The 19,001-nt window shown below is 61.3% G+C and carries 14 protein-coding genes; 5 read left to right on the top strand and 9 right to left on the bottom strand.

Annotated elements, in window-relative coordinates; translation table 11 throughout:
- Positions 1 to 291 precede the first annotated feature (291 nt).
- A complete protein-coding gene (locus tag L1K66_RS00770; RefSeq protein WP_252259113.1) occupies positions 292 to 2,613 on the top strand; it encodes a CDC48 family AAA ATPase in 2,322 nt (773 codons plus the stop codon).
- 3 nt (positions 2,614 to 2,616) lie between these two features.
- Here the strand turns inward: L1K66_RS00770 and L1K66_RS00765 are convergent, their stop codons facing one another.
- Positions 2,617 to 2,844 (bottom strand): hypothetical protein, encoded by a 228-nt coding sequence (locus L1K66_RS00765; protein ID WP_252259112.1) that lies wholly within the window; start codon positions 2,842 to 2,844, stop codon positions 2,617 to 2,619.
- Complete coding sequence (gene polA, locus L1K66_RS00760) at positions 2,844 to 5,678, bottom strand: DNA polymerase I (RefSeq protein WP_252259111.1); 2,835 nt, start codon at positions 5,676 to 5,678, stop codon at positions 2,844 to 2,846. The genes L1K66_RS00765 and polA overlap by 1 nt, the downstream gene beginning before the upstream one ends.
- A gap of 113 nt (positions 5,679 to 5,791) precedes the next feature.
- Between polA and L1K66_RS00755 the strand changes: the two genes are divergently transcribed.
- A complete protein-coding gene (locus L1K66_RS00755) occupies positions 5,792 to 6,256 on the top strand; it encodes a hypothetical protein (protein ID WP_252259110.1) in 465 nt (154 codons plus the stop codon).
- 75 nt (positions 6,257 to 6,331) lie between these two features.
- Here the strand turns inward: L1K66_RS00755 and L1K66_RS00750 are convergent, their stop codons facing one another.
- On the bottom strand, positions 6,332 to 7,366 hold the full coding sequence (locus L1K66_RS00750) for a serine hydrolase (protein ID WP_252259108.1): 1,035 nt from the start codon (positions 7,364 to 7,366) through the stop codon (positions 6,332 to 6,334).
- 274 nt (positions 7,367 to 7,640) lie between these two features.
- Here L1K66_RS00750 and L1K66_RS00745 point away from each other — a divergent pair, with 274 nt between their 5' ends.
- Complete coding sequence (locus tag L1K66_RS00745; RefSeq protein WP_252259106.1) at positions 7,641 to 9,953, top strand: DUF305 domain-containing protein; 2,313 nt, start codon at positions 7,641 to 7,643, stop codon at positions 9,951 to 9,953.
- A 78-nt stretch (positions 9,954 to 10,031) separates the two neighbouring features.
- Here the strand turns inward: L1K66_RS00745 and L1K66_RS00740 are convergent, their stop codons facing one another.
- The 3 genes from L1K66_RS00740 to groES all read right to left on the bottom strand — a co-directional run bounded on the left by L1K66_RS00740 (position 10,032) and on the right by groES (position 14,017).
- Positions 10,032 to 11,879, bottom strand: coding sequence for a DUF885 domain-containing protein (locus L1K66_RS00740; protein WP_252259105.1), 1,848 nt, complete (start codon positions 11,877 to 11,879; stop codon positions 10,032 to 10,034).
- Positions 11,880 to 12,020: 141 nt separating this feature from the next.
- Positions 12,021 to 13,661, bottom strand: a complete 1,641-nt coding sequence (groL, locus tag L1K66_RS00735) for a chaperonin GroEL (protein ID WP_034955625.1) — start codon at positions 13,659 to 13,661, stop codon at positions 12,021 to 12,023.
- A gap of 68 nt (positions 13,662 to 13,729) precedes the next feature.
- A complete protein-coding gene (gene groES / locus L1K66_RS00730; protein ID WP_034955623.1) occupies positions 13,730 to 14,017 on the bottom strand; it encodes a co-chaperone GroES in 288 nt (95 codons plus the stop codon).
- 201 nt (positions 14,018 to 14,218) lie between these two features.
- Between groES and L1K66_RS00725 the strand changes: the two genes are divergently transcribed.
- Complete coding sequence (locus tag L1K66_RS00725; RefSeq protein WP_034955622.1) at positions 14,219 to 15,055, top strand: mechanosensitive ion channel family protein; 837 nt, start codon at positions 14,219 to 14,221, stop codon at positions 15,053 to 15,055.
- On the opposite strand, the gene L1K66_RS00720 is transcribed toward L1K66_RS00725, so the two are convergent.
- A complete protein-coding gene (locus L1K66_RS00720; RefSeq protein ID WP_252259103.1) occupies positions 15,036 to 16,454 on the bottom strand; it encodes an MATE family efflux transporter in 1,419 nt (472 codons plus the stop codon). The genes L1K66_RS00725 and L1K66_RS00720 overlap by 20 nt on opposite strands.
- Positions 16,455 to 16,628: 174 nt before the next feature.
- On the opposite strand from L1K66_RS00720, the gene L1K66_RS00715 reads away from it, so the two are divergent.
- A complete protein-coding gene (locus L1K66_RS00715) occupies positions 16,629 to 17,798 on the top strand; it encodes a hypothetical protein (protein ID WP_252259102.1) in 1,170 nt (389 codons plus the stop codon).
- A gap of 76 nt (positions 17,799 to 17,874) precedes the next feature.
- Here L1K66_RS00715 and L1K66_RS00710 read toward each other — a convergent pair whose 3' ends face one another.
- Both L1K66_RS00710 and rplL read right to left on the bottom strand, forming a co-directional pair.
- The gene (locus L1K66_RS00710) at positions 17,875 to 18,393 is read right to left on the bottom strand and encodes a hypothetical protein (protein ID WP_252259100.1); all 519 of its coding nucleotides are present in this window, start codon (positions 18,391 to 18,393) and stop codon (positions 17,875 to 17,877) included.
- A gap of 221 nt (positions 18,394 to 18,614) precedes the next feature.
- Entirely contained in the window at positions 18,615 to 18,992 is a 378-nt protein-coding gene (rplL, locus tag L1K66_RS00705; RefSeq protein ID WP_034955615.1) for a 50S ribosomal protein L7/L12, read from the bottom strand.
- Positions 18,993 to 19,001 lie beyond the last annotated feature (9 nt).

Raw genomic sequence — 19,001 nt, 5'->3', positions numbered from 1 at the left:
CATAAAACTGAAAGATTTTGCGACCCATGTTGCATTTCATGCAATTTATAATGCGGCTTTCGCACTTGCACAAAACTTTCGATCTGATCATATCAGACCGTGCCTTTCAGGCATCCTCTCCCAAACTTTCAAGCCCGGCCTTTGTGCCGGGCTTTTTTCTGCCCTTCGCAAACGGCATTCGCGACCGCGATGCCCGTCCATGCGGATTGAGGGCATTTGCAATCAGGAATTCCGGACCTTAGCTAGATCGCGTCAACGTTTTCACGAAGTTCACGCGCAAAGGATCCGAAAATGGCCGATGTCGACGCTGCCGCCCCGAGCCGCACTGCGCGCCTGCAAGTCGCCCCCGCCCGGCAGGAAGAATCAGGCCAGGGTATTGCCCGTATGCCTCGATCGGCGTTCCAGAAGCTGGGCATTACCGAAGGCGACGTGGTCGAGATCAAGGGGAAGCGCACCACCGCCGCAATCGCCATGGCTGCCTATCAGGAAGACGACACGCTGGATGTCGTCCGGCTCGACGGGCTTCAACGCGGCAATGCCGAAGCCGGATCGGGCGAACATGTCGAAATCAGCGTTGCCGAATCGCGCCCCGCAACCCGCGTGGTGTTCGCTCCGGCGCAGCGTGAGATGCGACTGCAGGGTCCGACGCAGGCATTGAAGCGCAACTTCTTCCGCAAGCCGCTCGTCGCGGGCGATCTGGTGGCGACCACAGGACAGCAACCGGTGCAGAACATGCCGCCCGATGTCCGCCAGCTGCTGCGCGCCCCAGCCTACGCGCTAACGCAGATCCGCCTTTCGGTGCACTCCACCAGCCCCAAGGGTATCGTCCACATTGACGACAACACCGAAGTCGAACTGCGCACCGAATTCGAAGAGCCGCGCGATGCTCGCGCCGTCGTCAATTACGATGACGTCGGCGGGATGGAGGACACGATCCGGGCCTTGCGCGAGATGGTGGAACTGCCGCTGCGCTATCCCGAACTCTTCACCCGTCTCGGTGTCGATCCGCCCAAGGGGGTGCTGCTGCATGGCCCGCCGGGAACGGGCAAGACCCGGCTGGCACAGGCTGTTGCCAACGAGAGCGATGCCGAATTCTTCACCATCAACGGGCCGGAAATCATGGGCTCCGGCTATGGTGAAAGCGAAAAGCGGCTGCGCGAAGTGTTCGAAGAGGCGACCCGCGCCGCCCCCGCGATCATCTTCATCGACGAAATCGATTCGATTGCGCCCAAGCGGACACAGGTGCCCGGGGAGGCCGAAAAACGTCTGGTTGCGCAACTACTTACCCTGATGGACGGGATCGAATCCCGCGCCAATCTTGTGGTGATCGCTGCAACCAACCGTCCGGATGCGATTGACGAGGCTCTGCGCCGTCCAGGCCGGTTTGACCGCGAAATCGTGATCGGTGTGCCCGACCAAGGTGGTCGCCGCGAAATCCTGTCGATCCACACCCGCGGCATGCCTCTGGAAGACAAGGTCGATCTGAGCGAGCTTGCGCGGGTCACGCATGGCTTTGTCGGAGCGGACATTGCGGCGCTGACGCGAGAGGCCGCGATTGACGCCGTGCGCCGGATCATGCCGCGGCTCGACCTCGATGAACGCACCATACCGCAAGACGTGCTGGATGACCTCTGCGTCACCCGCGATGATTTCCTGAGCGCGCTGAAACGCGTCCAGCCATCGGCCATGCGCGAAGTCATGGTGCAGGTGCCGAACGTCGGCTGGGACAATATCGGCGGTGTCGGCGATGCCATCGACAAGCTGAAGGAAGGGATCGAACTCCCGCTCAAGAACCCGGAAGCGTTCCGGCGGCTTGGTATCCGCCCGGCCAAGGGGTTCCTGCTCTATGGCCCGCCGGGAACAGGCAAGACCCTTCTGGCAAAGGCGGTGGCAAAGGAAGCGGAGGCTAACTTCATCTCGATGAAAAGCTCCGATCTGCTCTCCAAATGGTATGGCGAGAGCGAGCAGCAGATTGCCAAGCTGTTCGCCCGCGCGCGTGCCGTCGCGCCTTGCGTCATCTTCATCGACGAGATCGACAGCCTCGTTCCCGCACGCGGTTCGGGGCAGGGCGAGCCGCAAGTCACGGGCCGTGTCGTCAACACCATCCTTGCCGAAATGGACGGGCTGGAGGAGCTGCAATCGGTGATCGTGGTGGGGGCAACCAATCGCCCGGCGCTGGTCGATCCCGCCTTGCTGCGCCCGGGCCGGTTTGACGAGCTTGTCTATGTCGGCACCCCTGACAAGGCGGGCCGCGAGCACATTCTTGGGATTCACACCCGCAACATGCCGCTCGACAGCGATGTCGATCTGGCCGAAGTGGCCACGCAGACCGAACGCTTCACCGGTGCCGATCTCGAAGATGTCGTGCGCCGTGCCGGGCTTGGCGCGCTGCGCCGACTCGGCGGCGAGGTGAGCGAAGTGGCGATGCAGGATTTCGTGGAAGCCCTGAAAGACAGCCGCGCTACCGTTACCGCGCAAATGGAAGCCGAATATCGCAAGATGCGCGGCGAGCTGAAGAAGCGCGCGGCAGAGGTGAACCCGATCGGGTTTTTCTCGCCTGAGCACCTGGAACCAGCCCGAGCAAAGAAGCACGGCGAACCGGAGAAGGATTGAACCCTACAGCCTGCTCGCGGCGTAGAGGGCCATGGCGGCCAGCACTGTGAAAAGCAGGGCGAACCCTGCGTAGATCATCACGCTTTGTTCGTGGATGACGACGGCTGTGGCGAGATCGAGAAATCGGCCATCTTCATTGTAGGGCAGCCCGCGCCTGGCGTTCCAAATGCCGCCACAGATCAACGCGCCGATCAGGCAAAAAGCACTGATCGTGCGCATCAGCCATGGCATCAATGCGCCGCGTCCCAGCTTGCGCCCGTCCCGATATCCACCGCCAGTGGCACGCTGATGTCGACTGCAGGCAGCGCGGCCTCCGACATGACTCGTTCAATGACGGGGGAAGCCTTGGCCACGTCGCCTTTGGGCAGTTCGAACACCAGTTCGTCGTGCACCTGCAACAGCATCTTCACGTCGGGCAGGCCCGCATCGCGCAACGCCGGGAGCATCCGTGCCATTGCACGCTTGATGATGTCGGCGCTGGTGCCCTGTATCGGCGCGTTGATCGCGGCGCGTTCGGAACCTTGGCGTTCGGCCTGATTGGACGATTTGATCCGCGGGAACCACGTCTTGCGCCCGAACAACGTCTCCGAATATCCCCGCGCCCGCACCGTTTCGAGCGTTTCGTGGATGTAACGCTGAATGCCCGGAAAGCGCTGGAAGTAGGTGTCGATCATCTCCTGCGCTTCGTCGGGTTCGACCTCGAGCCGTCCTGCAAGACCCCACCGCGAAATGCCGTAGAGAATTGCGAAGTTGATCGTCTTTGCCCGCGCGCGGGTGTCGCGGGTGACTTCGCCGAACATCTCCGTCGCGGTGCGTGCGTGAATGTCCTCCCCATTGGCGAAAGCCTGTTTGAGCGTATCGACATCCGCCATGTGTGCAGCGAGCCTCAGCTCGATCTGGCTGTAGTCGGCGGCGAGCAAAACGCTGCCTTCCTCCGGCACGAAGGCTTCGCGGATCTGGCGGCCGATAGGGGTTCGGATCGGAATGTTCTGAAGGTTCGGATCGGTCGACGACAGTCGCCCGGTCTGCGCGCCGACCAGCGAATAGCTGGTGTGGACGCGGCCGGTTTCTGGGTTGATCTGCGCTTGCAGGGCATCGGTATAGGTCGATTTCAGCTTCGACAGATGGCGCCATTCGAGCACTTTATTGGCGATTGGCGCGCCTTCTGCCGCCAGCTTCTCCAGCACCGAATGATCGGTCGAATAGGCGCCGCTCTTGCCCTTCTTCCCGCCTTTGAGGCCCATTTGTTCGAACAGCACTTCGCCCAGTTGCTTGGGCGATCCGACTGCGAATTGCTGGCCGGCGATCTCGTGGATCTCGCCTTCGAGCTTGGCCGTCTCGGTGGCGAATTCCTCAGACAGCTTGGCCAGCCTTGCACGATCAACCTTGATCCCTTCGCGCTCCATCCGCGCAACGACAGGGATCAACGGCCGGTCGACCCGTTCGTAGATTTTGCTGCCGCCCTCGGTCGCCAGACGCGGTTTCAGGTGGCGATAGAGGCGAAGGGTGACATCAGCGTCTTCGGCTGCGTACTCAGTCGCCCGGTTAAGCGGGACCTCGCCAAAGGGAATCGCCTTCTTGCCGGTTCCGCAAACGTCCTTGAACGCCAGCGGAGTGTGCAGCAGGTGGCGCTCGGACAATTCGTCCATACCATGACCGCCGCCCATGCCGTCACCCCGGCCTGCGTCGAGATCGAAGCTGATGACCATCGTGTCTTCGATCGGAGACACCGCAATCCCGACCCGTGCCAGAACGTTGAGATCGTATTTGCCGTTCTGGAAAACCTTGGTGACGCTGTCATCCTCCAGCATCGGCTTGAGCGTGGCGATGGCCTGATCCATCGGAACCTGATCGGGCTTCTCCGCGAACATGTCCGACCCGCCATGGGCTAGCGGGATGTAGCAGGCATCGTTGGGGCCAAGCGCGAGGCTGACACCGACAAGGTCCGCCTGGATCGCGTCCAGCGAGGTGGTTTCGGTGTCGACTGCCACCAGTCGGGCGGCCTGCGCCCGGGCAACCCAATGTTCCAGCCGTTCGAGCGTCTGCACCGTTTCATAGGCAGTGCGATCGACCTTGGGCATTTCGGGAAGCGGCTGGCGATTGCCCTCGGGCGTGCCGGCATCCCCTTCCTTATCCGCCTTTGCCGGATTGAGATTGTTTGCGCGTTCGGGGGATCCCGCTCCGGCGCCGAGCCGCTTGAGCAGCGAGGTGAAGCCGTGCTGTTGCAGGAATTGCGCGAGCGGTTCGGGCGGCACCCCGTCCAGCAGGAAATCATCCAGCGGTTCCGGCAGGTCGCAATCTTCCTTGAGCGCCACGAGCACACGACTCATCTCGGCATCCTCGCGCCCTTCGATCAGCCGCTCCTTCAGCTTCGAAGGTTTCATCTCCGGAGCCTGATCGAGCGCGGCCGTCAGCGAACCGTGTTCGGCAATCAGTTTCGACGCGGTCTTGGGGCCGATGCCGTAAATGCCGGGAATATTGTCGACGCTGTCACCCATCAGCGCGAGAACATCGCCGACCAGATCGGGTGTGACCCCGAACTTCTCCTGCACCTCGTCAATGTAGATGCGCTGTGACTTCATCGTATCGAGCATGTCGATACGCGCGCCGTTTACCTCTCCGACAAGCTGCATCAGGTCCTTGTCGGACGATACGATGGTGACATCCCATCCCTGACGTTGCGCGGCGCGTGCATAGGATGCAATCAGATCGTCAGCCTCAAGGCCCGATTGCTCGATGCACGGCAGGCTGAATGCGCGAGTCGCGTCGCGGATCAGCGGGAATTGCGGGCGCAGGTCCTCGGGCGGTTCGGGCCGGTTGGCCTTGTATTCGGGGTAAATCTCGTTGCGGAAGCTCTTCGAATCCTTGTCGAGAATCACCGCGAGGTGAGTCGGTCCGTCAGCCTCGTCGAGATCGGTCGCCAGCTTCCACAGCATGGTGGTGTAGCCATAGACAGCTCCCACCGGCGTCCCCTCCGGATTAGTCAGCGGGGGAAGCCGATGATAGGCGCGGAAAATGTAGGACGATCCATCGACGAGATAGAGATGCTTGTGCTCGCTTGACATGGGCGGGTGCTAGCATCGGTTGCACAGGCACGTAAGCCGCTTTAATGCGCTCACCCGGACATTGTTGCAGCCGTTCAGCCTACCCTGAGCCCCTTCTGAAAAGGGGCGAAAACATGGCAAAAATGTGTCGTCCTGCCTTATTTCGCTTGCAATGCCATAATCTCGCCATTATTTGGGGCGGTGAAGTCGGGGGTCAGAAGCCGACTTTGGTGTGCGTCCGGATCATCGGACCACGCGCCAATCACTCGCTGAACAAGGATTTCATATTATGCGTAAGATCGTTCTTGCTGCTGCAATCGCCACCTCGGCTCTGGGCCTCGCTGCTTGCGGTGAAACCGCTGATTCCGTTGCTGAAACCGGTGACGCAATGGCTGCCGACGCTGAGTCGATCGCCGAAGACGCGACCGCGACCGCTGAAGAAGGCGCAGAAGCCGTTGAAGGCGCTGCTGCTGAAGGCGCAGAAGCTGTTGAAGCTGGTGCAGAAGCTGCTGGCGACGCCGCTGAAGCTGCTGCTGCTGAAGCTGAAGCCATGGTGGAAGGCGAGTAATTCGCTCTCCGTCATCGCCATCCGGCTTTGACTAAAGAAAAGGCGGTGCCGCGAGGCGCCGCCTTTTTCTTTGCCCGGCCTTTTTCCTGGCTCGGAATGCAGCCGTTCAGCCGCCGGTGCGGTCAGCGCTGGTCCAGTTCCGGTTCTGACGCGCCCTGACGTTGAAGCCGTCGTAAAGCGCGCGGGCGATCGCCGCGATCCGCGCCTCACGTGCCGAACGCGATCCTTGCCCGGTTACGTAAATTGCCACTGCAATCGCGCGGTCATCGGGTGTTTCGATGATCCCGACATCGCTGGAAGTGTTGTTGAGCGATCCTGTCTTGTGGCTCACACGGGCTTCATCGGGCATGTGTGCCACGATCCGGCGTTGGCCGGTGACCGTGCGGCTCATCGCGCCAAGCAGCACCTGGCGGCTCTGATCCGAAAGGAAAGCACCGCGATAGAGCCCTTCGAGCAGCTTCACCATCGCACGCGGAGTTGCGGCATCACGGGGATCGATCCAACTCGCAGGATCATACTCGCCATCATCGCGCACCAGCGTTGCAATGTCGCGGTCGATCGAGAACTCTTCGATACCCTGCCGCCGCATCCAGTCGTTGACCTTTTCCGGCCCGCCGACAGCTGCGAGCAACGCGTCGGTTGCAGGGTTGCTCGAACGGGTGATCATGATCTCGATCAGGTCGATCGCGGGCATGTACTGCCCTTCGCGCACCGGAGCGGCGGGTGATGAGAACTTGGCCGAACGGATCGGGATCAGCAGGGGGAATTCCGAAGTCAGCGAATAGCGGCCCTGCTCGACCATTTCGAGATAGGTTGCCGCCACCGCAATCTTGCTGGTCGATGCCATCGGGAACAATTGATCGCCCAGCACCATGATTTGCTCGCCAGTAGCGAGATCGCGCGCCGCCACGCCAATTCGCCCCTGAGCCCCATCGGCGAGTTCCGCGATGCGCTGTTCAAAGCCGCTCGAATAGATCGCCTCGAAACTCTGCGGCTCGCGCATTTCGGTGCCGAACGCGTCGTCAAAGCTGGATTGAAGCTCGTTGGTCTGTGCTGCCGCAGGCAAAGACAGCAGCGCCGCGAAAGCTGCAAAAGCAGTTGCGAAACGTTTGAGAAGGGTCGGTCGGTTCGGGGAAGCCATCAGCCAGAAATACTCCAAACGGGGTTAGTGGCGACTTAACGAAAGATTCTACGTTGGCCGGATTCGTCGCGGCAAGAACCCGGTTCGTCTGGTGCGACGAAATGTGCGCGGCACGCGACCGGAGTTGTGAAACCACTCCAGAATGGAACATTCGCGCCATTGGAAGGTTCCTGTTTTGCCTTCATCGATATCGGTTGCGGCATTGTCATCGCAGCCTTGACTGCACGGTGCAGTCGGGCAGACAGAGCCGCTCCATCACTCAACAGGGACGATCATGATTACACCACGCAACGCTGTTTCGGGTTCTCGCGCTATTCTCACTGCCATGCTGCTGGGCGGATCGACGCTGGCGATGGCGCGGACGGCGCCGATCGTGCAGCCGGGTGCTCCGGGTCAGGCCGGCCGCACTCTGACTGCTGAAGAAGCGACGGAACTGGCCAAGGCAACCTATGTCAAAGCCGACGTGGCTTTCATGCAGGGCATGATCGTCCACCATCAGCAGGCCGTTGAGATGGCCAAGCTGGTTGAGGACCGCACCAATAACGAAGATGTCGTCACCGTTGCCGGCCGCATCCTTTCGAGCCAGGCCGACGAAATCGAATTCATGAACCAGTGGCTGTCGGATCGCGGTGAAAAGACCGTGATGGTCGGCATGGATCATTCGGGGATGGATCACTCCGGCATGGATCACTCCATGCATGCGATGGTGGACCATTCGCAGATGTCCGGCATGGCGACCCCTGAGCAGATGGCGAAGCTAGCCTCGCTTGAGGGTGCTGAGTTCGATCGCATGTTCCTTGGCCTGATGATTGCCCACCACGAAGGCGCGATCGACATGGTCGAGGCGTTGCTGCGTCAGGCAGGCAGCGCGGCAGACCCGGTGCTGTTCCGCTTCGTCAGCGATGTCGAAAATGATCAGAACGCCGAGATCAAGCGCATGGACGTGCTGCTCGCCGGGATTTCGCCCGATCCGCGCGCCAATCTGGCGGCTGGCTTCGATGATGCCGGCGAAGCGATCATGAACCTGCGCCACGTCGTCAGCCTGCGCAAGCCGGCGGGTTTCTTCGATCCGGGCAATCCGGCTGATCTGCGTCCGGCCTTGCCTCCTCGCGAGGAAGAAAAGGACGAAAAGGCTGAAGGCGCCGCAGAAGCAACGCCGGCCCCTGCTGCGGAGGCCGCTGAAGGCGAAGCCGAGCCCGAAGCCGGTGAAAGCCTGACCCAGTTTGCAGAGCGTTCGCCGCTGCTCGATTTCGCAAATACCGACATGGCGTTCTTCGACGACATCATGGTTGCGGGGAACTATCACGGCTTCAACATCTACCGCCTTGGCGAAGATGGCGTGCCCAACCTGCTCAGCTCCGTCGTATGTCCGGGTGGCCAAGGTGACGTTTCGGTTCTCGGCAATATCCTCATCATGAGCGTCGAGCAGACCCGTGGGCGGGTCGATTGCGGCCTGCAGGGTGTCGAGGAAGAGGTGAGTGCCGAACGGTTCCGCGGTCTGCGTGTATTCGACATCTCCGATCTTTCTGCTCCGCGTCAGGTCGGGCAGGTCCAGACCTGCCGTGGCAGCCACACGCATTCGATCGTCAGCGCCAATGAAGAACGTCTGATCGTCTACAACTCGGGCACGTCGCGCATCCGCGAGGAAGAGGAACTGGCCGGTTGCATCGACAACCCGGCTGACAGCCGCACCGCCTATTTCAGCATCGACGTGATCGAAATACCGCTGGCTGACCCGTCACGCTCGCGCATCATCAGCAGCCCGCGAGTTTTCGCCGATGACGAAACCGGCGAGATCGCTGGCCTGTGGCAGGGCGGCGAAGCGGAGCCGGGTGCGCAGGATACCCGCCGGACCGATCAGTGCCACGACATCACTGTGTTCCCGGCGCTGAACCTCGCCGCAGGCGCATGCTCGGGCAACGGCATCCTGATGGATATCTCCGATCCGATGAACCCCAAGCGCATCGATGCGGTGTTCGACAAGGGCTTTGCCTATTGGCACTCGGCGACGTTCAACAACGATGGCACCAAGGTGATCTTCACCGACGAATGGGGCGGCGGTGGCCGTCCGCGCTGCAAGGCATCGGACCCGATGACCTGGGGCGCCAATGCGATTTATGACATCGTCGACGGTAAGCTGGAGTTCCGCAGCCACTACAAGATGCCCGGGCCGCAGGGCGACAAGGAAAACTGCGTCGCGCACAACGGCTCGATCATCCCTGTCCCTGGCCGTGATATCTTCGTGCAGTCGTGGTATCAGGGCGGCATCAGCGTGATGGACTTCACCGACAGCAGCAACCCCGTTGAAATCGCGTTCTTCGATCGCGGCCCCATCAGCGATGAGCAGTTGGTGGTTGGCGGGTACTGGTCGTCCTACTGGTATAACGGTCGCATCTACGGCACCGAAATCACCCGCGGCGTCGATGTCTTCGCTCTGGAGCCGAGCGAATTCCTGACTGCCGAGGAAATCGCCGCTGCCGAAGCCGCCAGCTACGAGGACACCCGCTTCAACCCGCAGACACAGACTCAGGTGACCTGGGATGCAAGCGTGATCGAAGCGATCGAAGCGGCTCGCAAGGGCGGCTAAGGCACCCATAAAGCCAAAACAAAAGGGCCGGGGTAGCGATTGCTGCCCCGGCCCTTTGCTTTGGCGTTTAGCTGTTGATCAGGCCTCGCCGGCCTTCACCGAAGCGATCCAGTTGTCGACCATCTTTTCGAGGATCGGCAGCGGCACCGAACCTCCGCCCAGAACGGTATCGTGGAAGCCGCGAATGTCGAAATCTTCCCCCAGTTCCTTCTGCGCCTTGGCGCGCAGTTCCTGGATGCGGATCATTCCGATCTTGTAGCTGGTGGCCTGCCCCGGCATCACGAAATAGCGTTGCACTTCGCTGCGTGCGACGGTTTCCGGGTTGGGCGAGTTTTCGAGGCAATAGGCAACCGCTTCATCCTCGGTCCAGCCTTTGGCATGGATGCCGGTGTCGACGACCAAACGGATCGCACGCCACATTTCGCTCTGCAGTCGGCCAAACTCCGAATAGGGGTCTTCGTATCCGCCCATTTCCTTGGCCAGCGCTTCGGCATAAAGCGCCCAGCCTTCGCCATAAGCAGAGATAAAGCCGCCCTGCGAACGGAAGCGCGGAACGCCTTCCAGTTCCTGCGCGATCGACACCTGCATGTGGTGGCCCGGATTGCCTTCGTGATAGGCGATCGCCTCCAGCGGCGGGATCGGCATGGCCGTCATGTCGGAGAGGTGCGCGTAATAGATGCCCGGACGCGAACCGTCCGGGGTGCCCGGACGATAGTGTTGTGCGGCGCCATCCTGTTCGCGGAATGCCTCCACCCGGCGAACTTCAAGCGCGGCCTTTGGCAGGCGGCCGAAGAATTCGGGCAGGCGCTCGCTCAGCTTGTCGATGTGCATGGTCGCACGGTCGATGTAGGCCTGCGCCCCGGCTTCGTCGTCCGAGAAGAAGAATTGCGGATCCTGACGGGTGAATACGAAGAACTCCTGCAGAGTCCCCTCGAAACCGGTCTTTGCCATGATGGCTTCCATCTCGCTGCGGATCCGCGCGACTTCGGCAAGGCCGAGATCGTGGATTTCGTCCGCGGTCAGATCGGTTGTGGTCATGTCCTTGAGCCGGTCGGCGTAATAGGCTTCGCCATTGGGCAGCGTGGTCGCGCCCTTTGCCTCTTCATCGGAATTGGGAAGGTCTTCCTTGAACCAGTCGATGACGCGTTGATAGGCTGGGGCCATCTGCGTGGTCAGCGCGGTCCGTGCCTCTTCGCGCAGTTCGTCCGCGCGTTCCTGGGTAATGGTCCCGTCTTCAACCAGCCTGGCAAGGTGTCCTTCCACCCCTGCCCAAAGTGCCGAAGGCTCGCCGCTTTCATCGAACGGGGCGCCGCCGATGATCTTGCCGCTTTCCGCGATCACCGCGTCATAGGCGAAGCGCGGGGGGCGCACGCCGGCTTCGGCATTGGCCTGCGCGCGTGCAAGCAATTGGTCGATCGCCGTTCCAATGCCGCCGATGCGGGCGATGAAGGCCTGCATATCGCTTTCGGTTTCGACCGTGTGCTGGCTCAACAGGAAGCTGGGCAGGAACGTGTGGGCGCCATTCATCTGGTCGAGGATGTATTCCTGCTCCATGAACTCCGCCGCCGCGGCTGCACGCTCGGCCCGGTACTTGAACATGTCGTAGGAAATCTTGTCCTGAGCGGACAGCGCGTCGTAATCGAAGTTCGCCTCCATATCGACGAGCGCCTGTTTCCACCAGTTCACCTGCTCCATCATGGCCTCGGTGCTCAGGTCGTCGATCTTGTCATAATTGGTTTTCATGCCAAGCGCGGTCTGGCGAATGGGCGAGAATGCCAGTTCTTCCTGGAATTTGGTTTCGAACCATTCGTTGAGGCATTCGCCTTGCGTGGTGGTGCATTCGATGGTCGCGGCAGTGGTCATGATGCCGTCGCATCCGGCCAATGCGACCGAGGCGAGCAACAAGGCTGCAAATCTGGTTTTCACGGTGAGTCCCCTAGTTCTTGAAAGCCGCAACCATGCGCCACGCGGCCGTTCTTGGGAACCCTGTCATTCGACCAACGAAAAACCCCGAGGGACGAATGTCCCCCGGGGCCTTTCTTTTCAGCTGTTGAAGCGTGGCTTGGCTTAGAAGCCCATGCCACCCATGCCGCCCATGTCCGGCATTGCCGGTGCAGCAGCCTTGTCTTCCGGAGCGTCGGTGATTGCCGCTTCGGTGGTGATCAGCAGGCCGGCAACCGAAGCTGCATCCTGCAGAGCGGTGCGCACAACCTTGGTCGGGTCGATCACGCCGGCTTCCACCAGGTTTTCATAGGTGTCGGTCGCAGCGTTGAAGCCCTGCGTCTCGTCGCCTTCGCGCAGCAGATTGCCCGAAACCACCGCACCGTCGTGACCGGCGTTTTCGGCGATCTGACGGATCGGCGCCATGATCGCCCGGCGAACGATGTCGATGCCGCGGGTCTGGTCGTCGTTTTCACCCTTCAGGCCTTCGAGCGCCTTGGTGGCATAGAGCAGAGCGGTACCGCCGCCCGGAACGATGCCTTCCTCGACAGCCGCACGGGTTGCGTGGAGGGCGTCGTCGACGCGGTCCTTGCGCTCCTTCACTTCGACTTCCGAAGCACCGCCGACCTTGATCACGGCAACGCCGCCGGCGAGCTTGGCGAGACGCTCTTGCAGCTTCTCGCGGTCGTAATCGCTGGTGGTGTTCTCGATCTGGGTGCGGATTTCACCGACGCGAGCCTTGATGTCGGCTTCTTCACCGGCGCCATCGACGATGGTGGTGTTGTCCTTGTCGATGGTGACGCGCTTGGCCTGGCCGAGCATGCCGAGCGTGACGTTCTCGAGCTTGATGCCGAGGTCTTCGCTGATCATCTCGCCCTTGGTCAGGATCGCGATGTCTTGCAGCATCGCCTTACGACGATCGCCGAAGCCCGGTGCCTTGACCGCTGCAACCTTCAGGCCGCCGCGCAGCTTGTTGACGACGAGCGTCGCCAGCGCTTCGCCTTCGATGTCCTCGGCGATGATCAGCAGCGGGCGACCGCTCTGAACAGCAGCTTCGAGGATCGGCAGCATCGCCTGCAGGTTCGACAGCTTCTTCTCGTGGATCAGGATGTAGGGGTTGTCGAGTTCAACCGTCATCTTGTCCGGGTTGGTGATGAAGTAGGGCGAAAGATAGCCACGGTCGAACTGCATGCCTTCGACAACGTCGAGCTCGAATTCGAGGCCCTTGGCTTCCTCGACGGTGATCACGCCTTCCTTGCCGACCTTTTCCATGGCTTCGGCGATCTTTTCGCCGACTTCACGGTCGCCGTTGGCCGAGATGATGCCGACCTGAGCGATTTCGTTCGAGCCGGACACATCCTTCGAACGCGACTTCAGGTTTTCGACCACCTTGGCAACGGCAGTGTCGATGCCGCGCTTGAGGTCCATCGGGTTCATGCCGGCAGCAACCGACTTCATGCCTTCGCGCACGATCGCCTGGCCGAGAACGGTGGCGGTGGTGGTGCCGTCACCGGCGAGGTCATTGGTCTTCGATGCAACTTCACGCAGCATCTGCGCGCCCATGTTCTCGAACTTGTCCTTGAGTTCGATTTCCTTGGCGACGCTGACGCCGTCCTTGGTGATGCGCGGAGCGCCGAAGCTCTTGTCGATCACGACGTTGCGGCCCTTGGGGCCGAGCGTGACCTTGACGGCATTGGCGAGGGTGTCGACGCCGCGCAGGATGCGCTCACGCGCTTCGCGGCCGAACTGTACGTCCTTGGCAGCCATTGGTGTTTCTCCTGGAATGTATGATTGTTTGGATTAGCGGTTGTGGAATACGGCTATGGCCTCGGGGCTCAGCCGATAATCCCCATGATGTCGCTTTCCTTCATGATCAGCAGGTCTTCGCCGTTGATCTTGACTTCGGTGCCCGACCACTTGCCGAACAGCACACGGTCGCCGGCCTTCACATCCATCGGGATGCGATCGCCATCGTCGTCACGGGCGCCTTCACCCACGGCGACAACTTCGCCTTCGCTCGGCTTTTCCTGTGCGGAATCGGGAATGATGATGCCACCAGCGGTTTTCTGGTCGGCTTCGATGCGGCGCACGACAACACGGTCGTGCAGGGGACGAAATGCCATTTTAATGACCTTTCTTGTTGGGTTGATATGTCTGTTGGCACTCTCTCCCCGAGAGTGCCAGCGCGGCGCATTTGGGGATGGGCTGCGCACGAGTCAACAGCCGCGGCGCGAAAAAATTTTTGGAAACATCATGCCGGGTTGTAGATTGGATAGGGTGTTGGCGATGCCCACAGTTCGGATGATTAAGGTACGGAAAATTCAATGAAATCAGACAAGAACGCGATTGCAATCAACCTTACGGAAGCGGCTGTGACTTGGTTGCAGAACCATCTTTTCTCGATTGCCGGTGCATTCGCAGTGCTTGTCATCGGGCTGATCCTGGCCCGGCTTCTTTCGAAATGGGCCGATCGGATGCTGCGGGCCTCGCCCCGGTTCGACCCAACTGTCGCCGACTTCCTGTCCAGCCTGGTGAAATACGGGCTCTACGCGCTGGTGTTGGCAACGGTGCTGGCCCAGTTCGGGGTAGAAACCACCAGCATCCTTGCGGTTCTTGGCTCGATGGGCCTCGCTGTGGGGCTCGCTTTGCAGGGAACGCTGAGCAATGTCGCCTCGGGCGTGATGATCCTGACCCAGCGTCCCTTCAAGGTGGGAGAAGCGATTCAGGCCGGACCGATCAGTGGCGTAGTGCAGGAAATCGGGCTGTTCACGACCGAGCTGAAGCAGTTCGACGGCCTGTTCCTGCTTGTTCCCAATTCTGAACTCTGGAGCCATCCGATCACCAATTTCCACCGCCATCCCGTTCGCCGTTTCGAACTGATCGTCGGGATCGGATACGGCGACAGCATGGAACAGGCGCGCAACGAGCTGGTCGCGCTGGCAAAGGCGGACGACCGGGTGTTGGCAGAGCCTGAGCCTGTCGCATTCGTCAATTCGCTGGATGACAGCTCGGTCGGGGTTGGTTTGCGGGTGTGGTGCGAAACCGCAGATTACCTCAACCTTTCCTGGGATCTGACCGAAGCGGTAAAGGCGCGGTTCGACGAAGTGGGGCTGACCATTCCGTTCCCGCAGCGCGAGGTTATCACGCGGGTTGCGGGCTGACCGTTGCTACGCTGCTGCGCCGGGTCAGTTGCAGCCGTTCGCGGGCCATCCATCGTGACAGCAGCAGGATCGCGGCAAAGGCGAGGCCGGTGGCAAGGCCGATCCAGACCCCGATCCCCTGCAGGCTGGTGAAGAACCCGAGCCCGATCCCGGCGCCGATGCCCGGCACCCAATAGCTGAAGATCGCGATCCACATCGGCACGCGGGTGTCCTGCAATCCGCGCAGGGCCCCCGCAGCGACGGCCTGAATGCCGTCGACGATCTGGAAAGCGGCGGCCAGCACCAAATATTGCAGGGCAAAGCCGACCAATGCCGCATTCTTGGCGGCATAGGGATCGACGTAGATGGAAAGCAGCAGATAGGGCGCAAACACCATCGCGCCCGCAGTCATGCTCATGAAGCCGACCCCGAGGCCCAGAGCAACCCAGCCCGCGCGCTTGATACCTTCCCCGTCGCGCGCGCCATAGAAATAGCCGACCCGAATGGTCGCGGCCTGGCTGACGCCGAACGGAATCTGGAATGCAAGCGCGGCGAGTTGCAGCGCTACCGTATGCCCGGCCAGTTCGGCGGCGCCAAAGCGTCCCATCATAAAGGCGGCGGCACCGAAAATCCCGGCTTCCGCGGTAACCGTCAGCGCGATCGGCGTGCCGATCCTCACCAATTGCCGGAATCGCTCCCAATCGGGTGCCCACAGCCGGCCAAACACCCGGAAGCGATGCAAGCGAGGGTCAAGCCGGATCGCCAGCACATATGCAGCAAGCGTGAACAGGGCGGTGAGGATTGTCGCGACGGCAGCGCCTCTAAGCCCCATTTCAGGGGCACCGAAATTTCCGAAAATGAAAGCGTAGTTGGCGAAGCCGTTCACGAAGATCCCAGCGCCGGTGATAGCCGTGGCGAAGATCGGTCGGCCCAGTGCGGAGACGAAATTGCGCAGCACGGCGGCGAGCAACATCGGCACCATCGAGAAGACGATGAGATAGTTGTAATCCGTGGCGAGCGCGATGATCGTCTCTTGCTGGCCGGTGACGCGCATGATCGGCTCCAGCAGCAGGCAAATGCCCATGCCTGCAATCCCGCTGATTACAGCCAGCCAAAGGGCCATTCGCACCGATCTGCGCACCGGGCGCAATGACGGGCTGCGTGCGCCAACCGCCTCAGCGATAAGCGGCGCGACCGCCCCTGCAAGCGCGGTCATCGCCCACAGCACCAGCCCGAACAGGGAAACTGCCAAAGCCGATGCCGCCAGCGGTTCCTCACCCAGCCGCGCGATGAAGATCACATCGATGGCATAGGTCAGCATCTGCAGCAGATTGGCGAGCGCCAGCGGCCCCGCAAGCAGGGCGGTCGCCCGCAGTTCCTGTCCCCAGGTGGGCGTTTCGAGAGGTGCCGGATCGCGCATGACATCAGCTTCGCTCGCGACGGGGCGAGCGGGTCGCGATAGGGTCGCGGGCGAGCCATGGGAAGGGAAATTCGTCTTGGGCGGGGAACGACCGGTGCGGCTCACGGAGAAAGCCCTTTATATAACCCGGCAAATTCCTCATAACCCCACATAAGGGTAATTACGGGGGATTCGGTGCAGACATACCCGGAAACAGCTTATGACGCGCAAGCGGAGGGGGCCTCGCGCAAGTTCGGCAAAGGGCGGATTTTCGCTGGTGCTGCGGCAATTGCGATTGCGGTGACCGTGCCAGATCTGTCTGTCGGCGCCATGGATTCCCCGCTGCTTCGCCTTGAGGTGCGCGAGCCCGTCGATGTTCTGAAGCAACCCGTCTGGTCCCCGGCAGTCGGCGCGCCTGCCCCGGTGTACGCTCCTGTCATGGCGGCAGAGGTCGCGGCTCCGGCTTCTGTCACGCTCAGCAATCGCACCGCGCCCATAAGCCGCGAACGCGTGCTGCCGCTCGATTTCCTCGAGCAGGGTTCCGAACGGTTCGACCTTGCCTTTGCGGGGGTCGAAATGCCGTCTCCTGTGACGATGGCGGTTTCGCGCGGGCTGCCCAAACAGCCGGAAGGCAGGATCAATGCGATTTCGGGTGCGATCCGCACCCGCGTGATCGACGTGCCGCAAATCGCCGATGCCCTGCGTTTCACACCGAGGCTGACTGAGACTCCTGCCGAGCCGAGAGCCGCTGTGCGGCCGCAACGCCAGCTCACCGCCAGCTCTCCGGTCGCGCGCAGCGAGGTTTCGAACGAGGAAGCGGCCGTTGCGGCTTTCACAGGAACTTTGGGTGCAAGCGGTGATGTCCGCAATTCGCTCGCGCTTGCAACGCGCCCGCCCGTTCGCCCGCCGCGCACTCCCGAACCCGCTCCGGATGATACGGTGCGAGCGGTGCCGATACCCACACCGCAATCCACGCCGGGTGCGCGTGATCTGCAGAACGAACTGGTGATCAAGACGCGCCTTGATGCACGGATCAACGGGGTGATCACGGGCAAGGTCGATTTCCGTCAGCTTGACGGCACCATTGCGGTGCGGCTGGGTTCGGTGGTGGACATGCTGCGCAACCGTTTCGGTGCGGATGAACTGGACAGGATCAGGGGTGCTGGCGGACTCGACAGCTTCCTGACACTCGCCCAGTTGCAGGCGGCCGGTGTGCCGATCAGTTATGATCCGGTTTATGACGAGGTCGCCTTCGGGATCGATTACAAGGATGCGCCGCAGGCGGTGAAGGTACATGTCGAACAGATCGGTTCACCGACCTTCCGTTCCGACGCCGCGCTGATCGACCAGATTCCACGCCAGTAACCCTCGCGGTTGATTGGGCTGAAAAGTGGGCGGCTCCATCGCTGGAGCCGCCCTTTTTGATCCCGAATGGCGGCGGTTATTCGCCTGCTTCAGGCTTTCCTTCATATTCGGCGAGGTCGTTGCCGATCGTCTTGGCGACATCGGCACGCACCTGATCATTGTGCTCGTCAACCGTGCTGACCACCGCGCCGTCCTTGTCGAGCAGCAAGGCGGGTTCGCCCGAACCCAGCGGTGCCAGCTTCACGATCAGCGGACGCGGAGCGAGGAAGTTGCTCGCGCCATTGCCACCGTCGATCGCTGCGCCGATACCGCCGCCGAGCAGGATGTTGCCGAAAGTCGATCCGCCGAGCCGCGACTGGATCAGCACATAGACCGGCTCGTAGCCGTCCTTGGTGATGTCGACCCGCGTGTCCGAACCGCGGCGCATTTCCAGCTGGCAAGGCGATGTGCAGGAAAGCCCGCCAAGGAAGACCACATCCGCTCCCGTCGGACTGGTTTCGGTCGAGTAGTCAATGTTGGTTCCATTGAGCACGGTGGCGCATCCACCGGTGCTCAGACCCGCGGCCAAAGCCAGCAGGGCGAGTTCTTTTTTCATTGGTTTTGTAACCCCTCAGGTGATCCGAGATTGGATCGGGAGCGGGTTTACTGCGGGCAACAGGCGGCAGAACTGTATTTGCGCGACATGGTGCGCAATTGTCGCGAAGCTATGGAAAATGTGGCGTAAATGTCACCAGAGTGAGTGCCGGTGCGGCAAAGAAAAAGGGCGGCACCATCGCTGGCACCGCCCTGTTCTGGTCAGTCGAAACTGAAAGAAGCTTACTTGAGCTCGACGGTGCCGCCGGCAGCTTCGATCTTCGCCTTGACTTCTTCGGCTTCTGCCTTGTTGACGCCTTCCTTGAGAGCCTTCGGCGCGCCTTCGACGAGAGCCTTGGCTTCGGTGAGGCCCAGGCCGGTGATGGCGCGGACTTCCTTGATCACCTGGATCTTCTTGCCACCGTCGCCGGTGAGAATGACGTCGAATTCGTCCTTCTCTTCAGCAGCGGCGCCGGCATCGCCGCCACCAGCCGGTGCAGCAACAGCAACAGCAGCAGCGGCGCTAACGCCCCATGCTTCTTCAAGTGCGGTTGCGAGTTCAGCTGCCTCGAGGACGGTCAGCTTCGAAAGTTCTTCAACAAGCTTGGCGATATCAGCCATGATGGTTCA

It is taken from the genome of Erythrobacter aurantius (assembly GCF_023823125.1).
Classification (GTDB): domain Bacteria; phylum Pseudomonadota; class Alphaproteobacteria; order Sphingomonadales; family Sphingomonadaceae; genus Erythrobacter; species Erythrobacter aurantius.
This window is presented reverse-complemented; position numbering and strand designations above follow the sequence as displayed.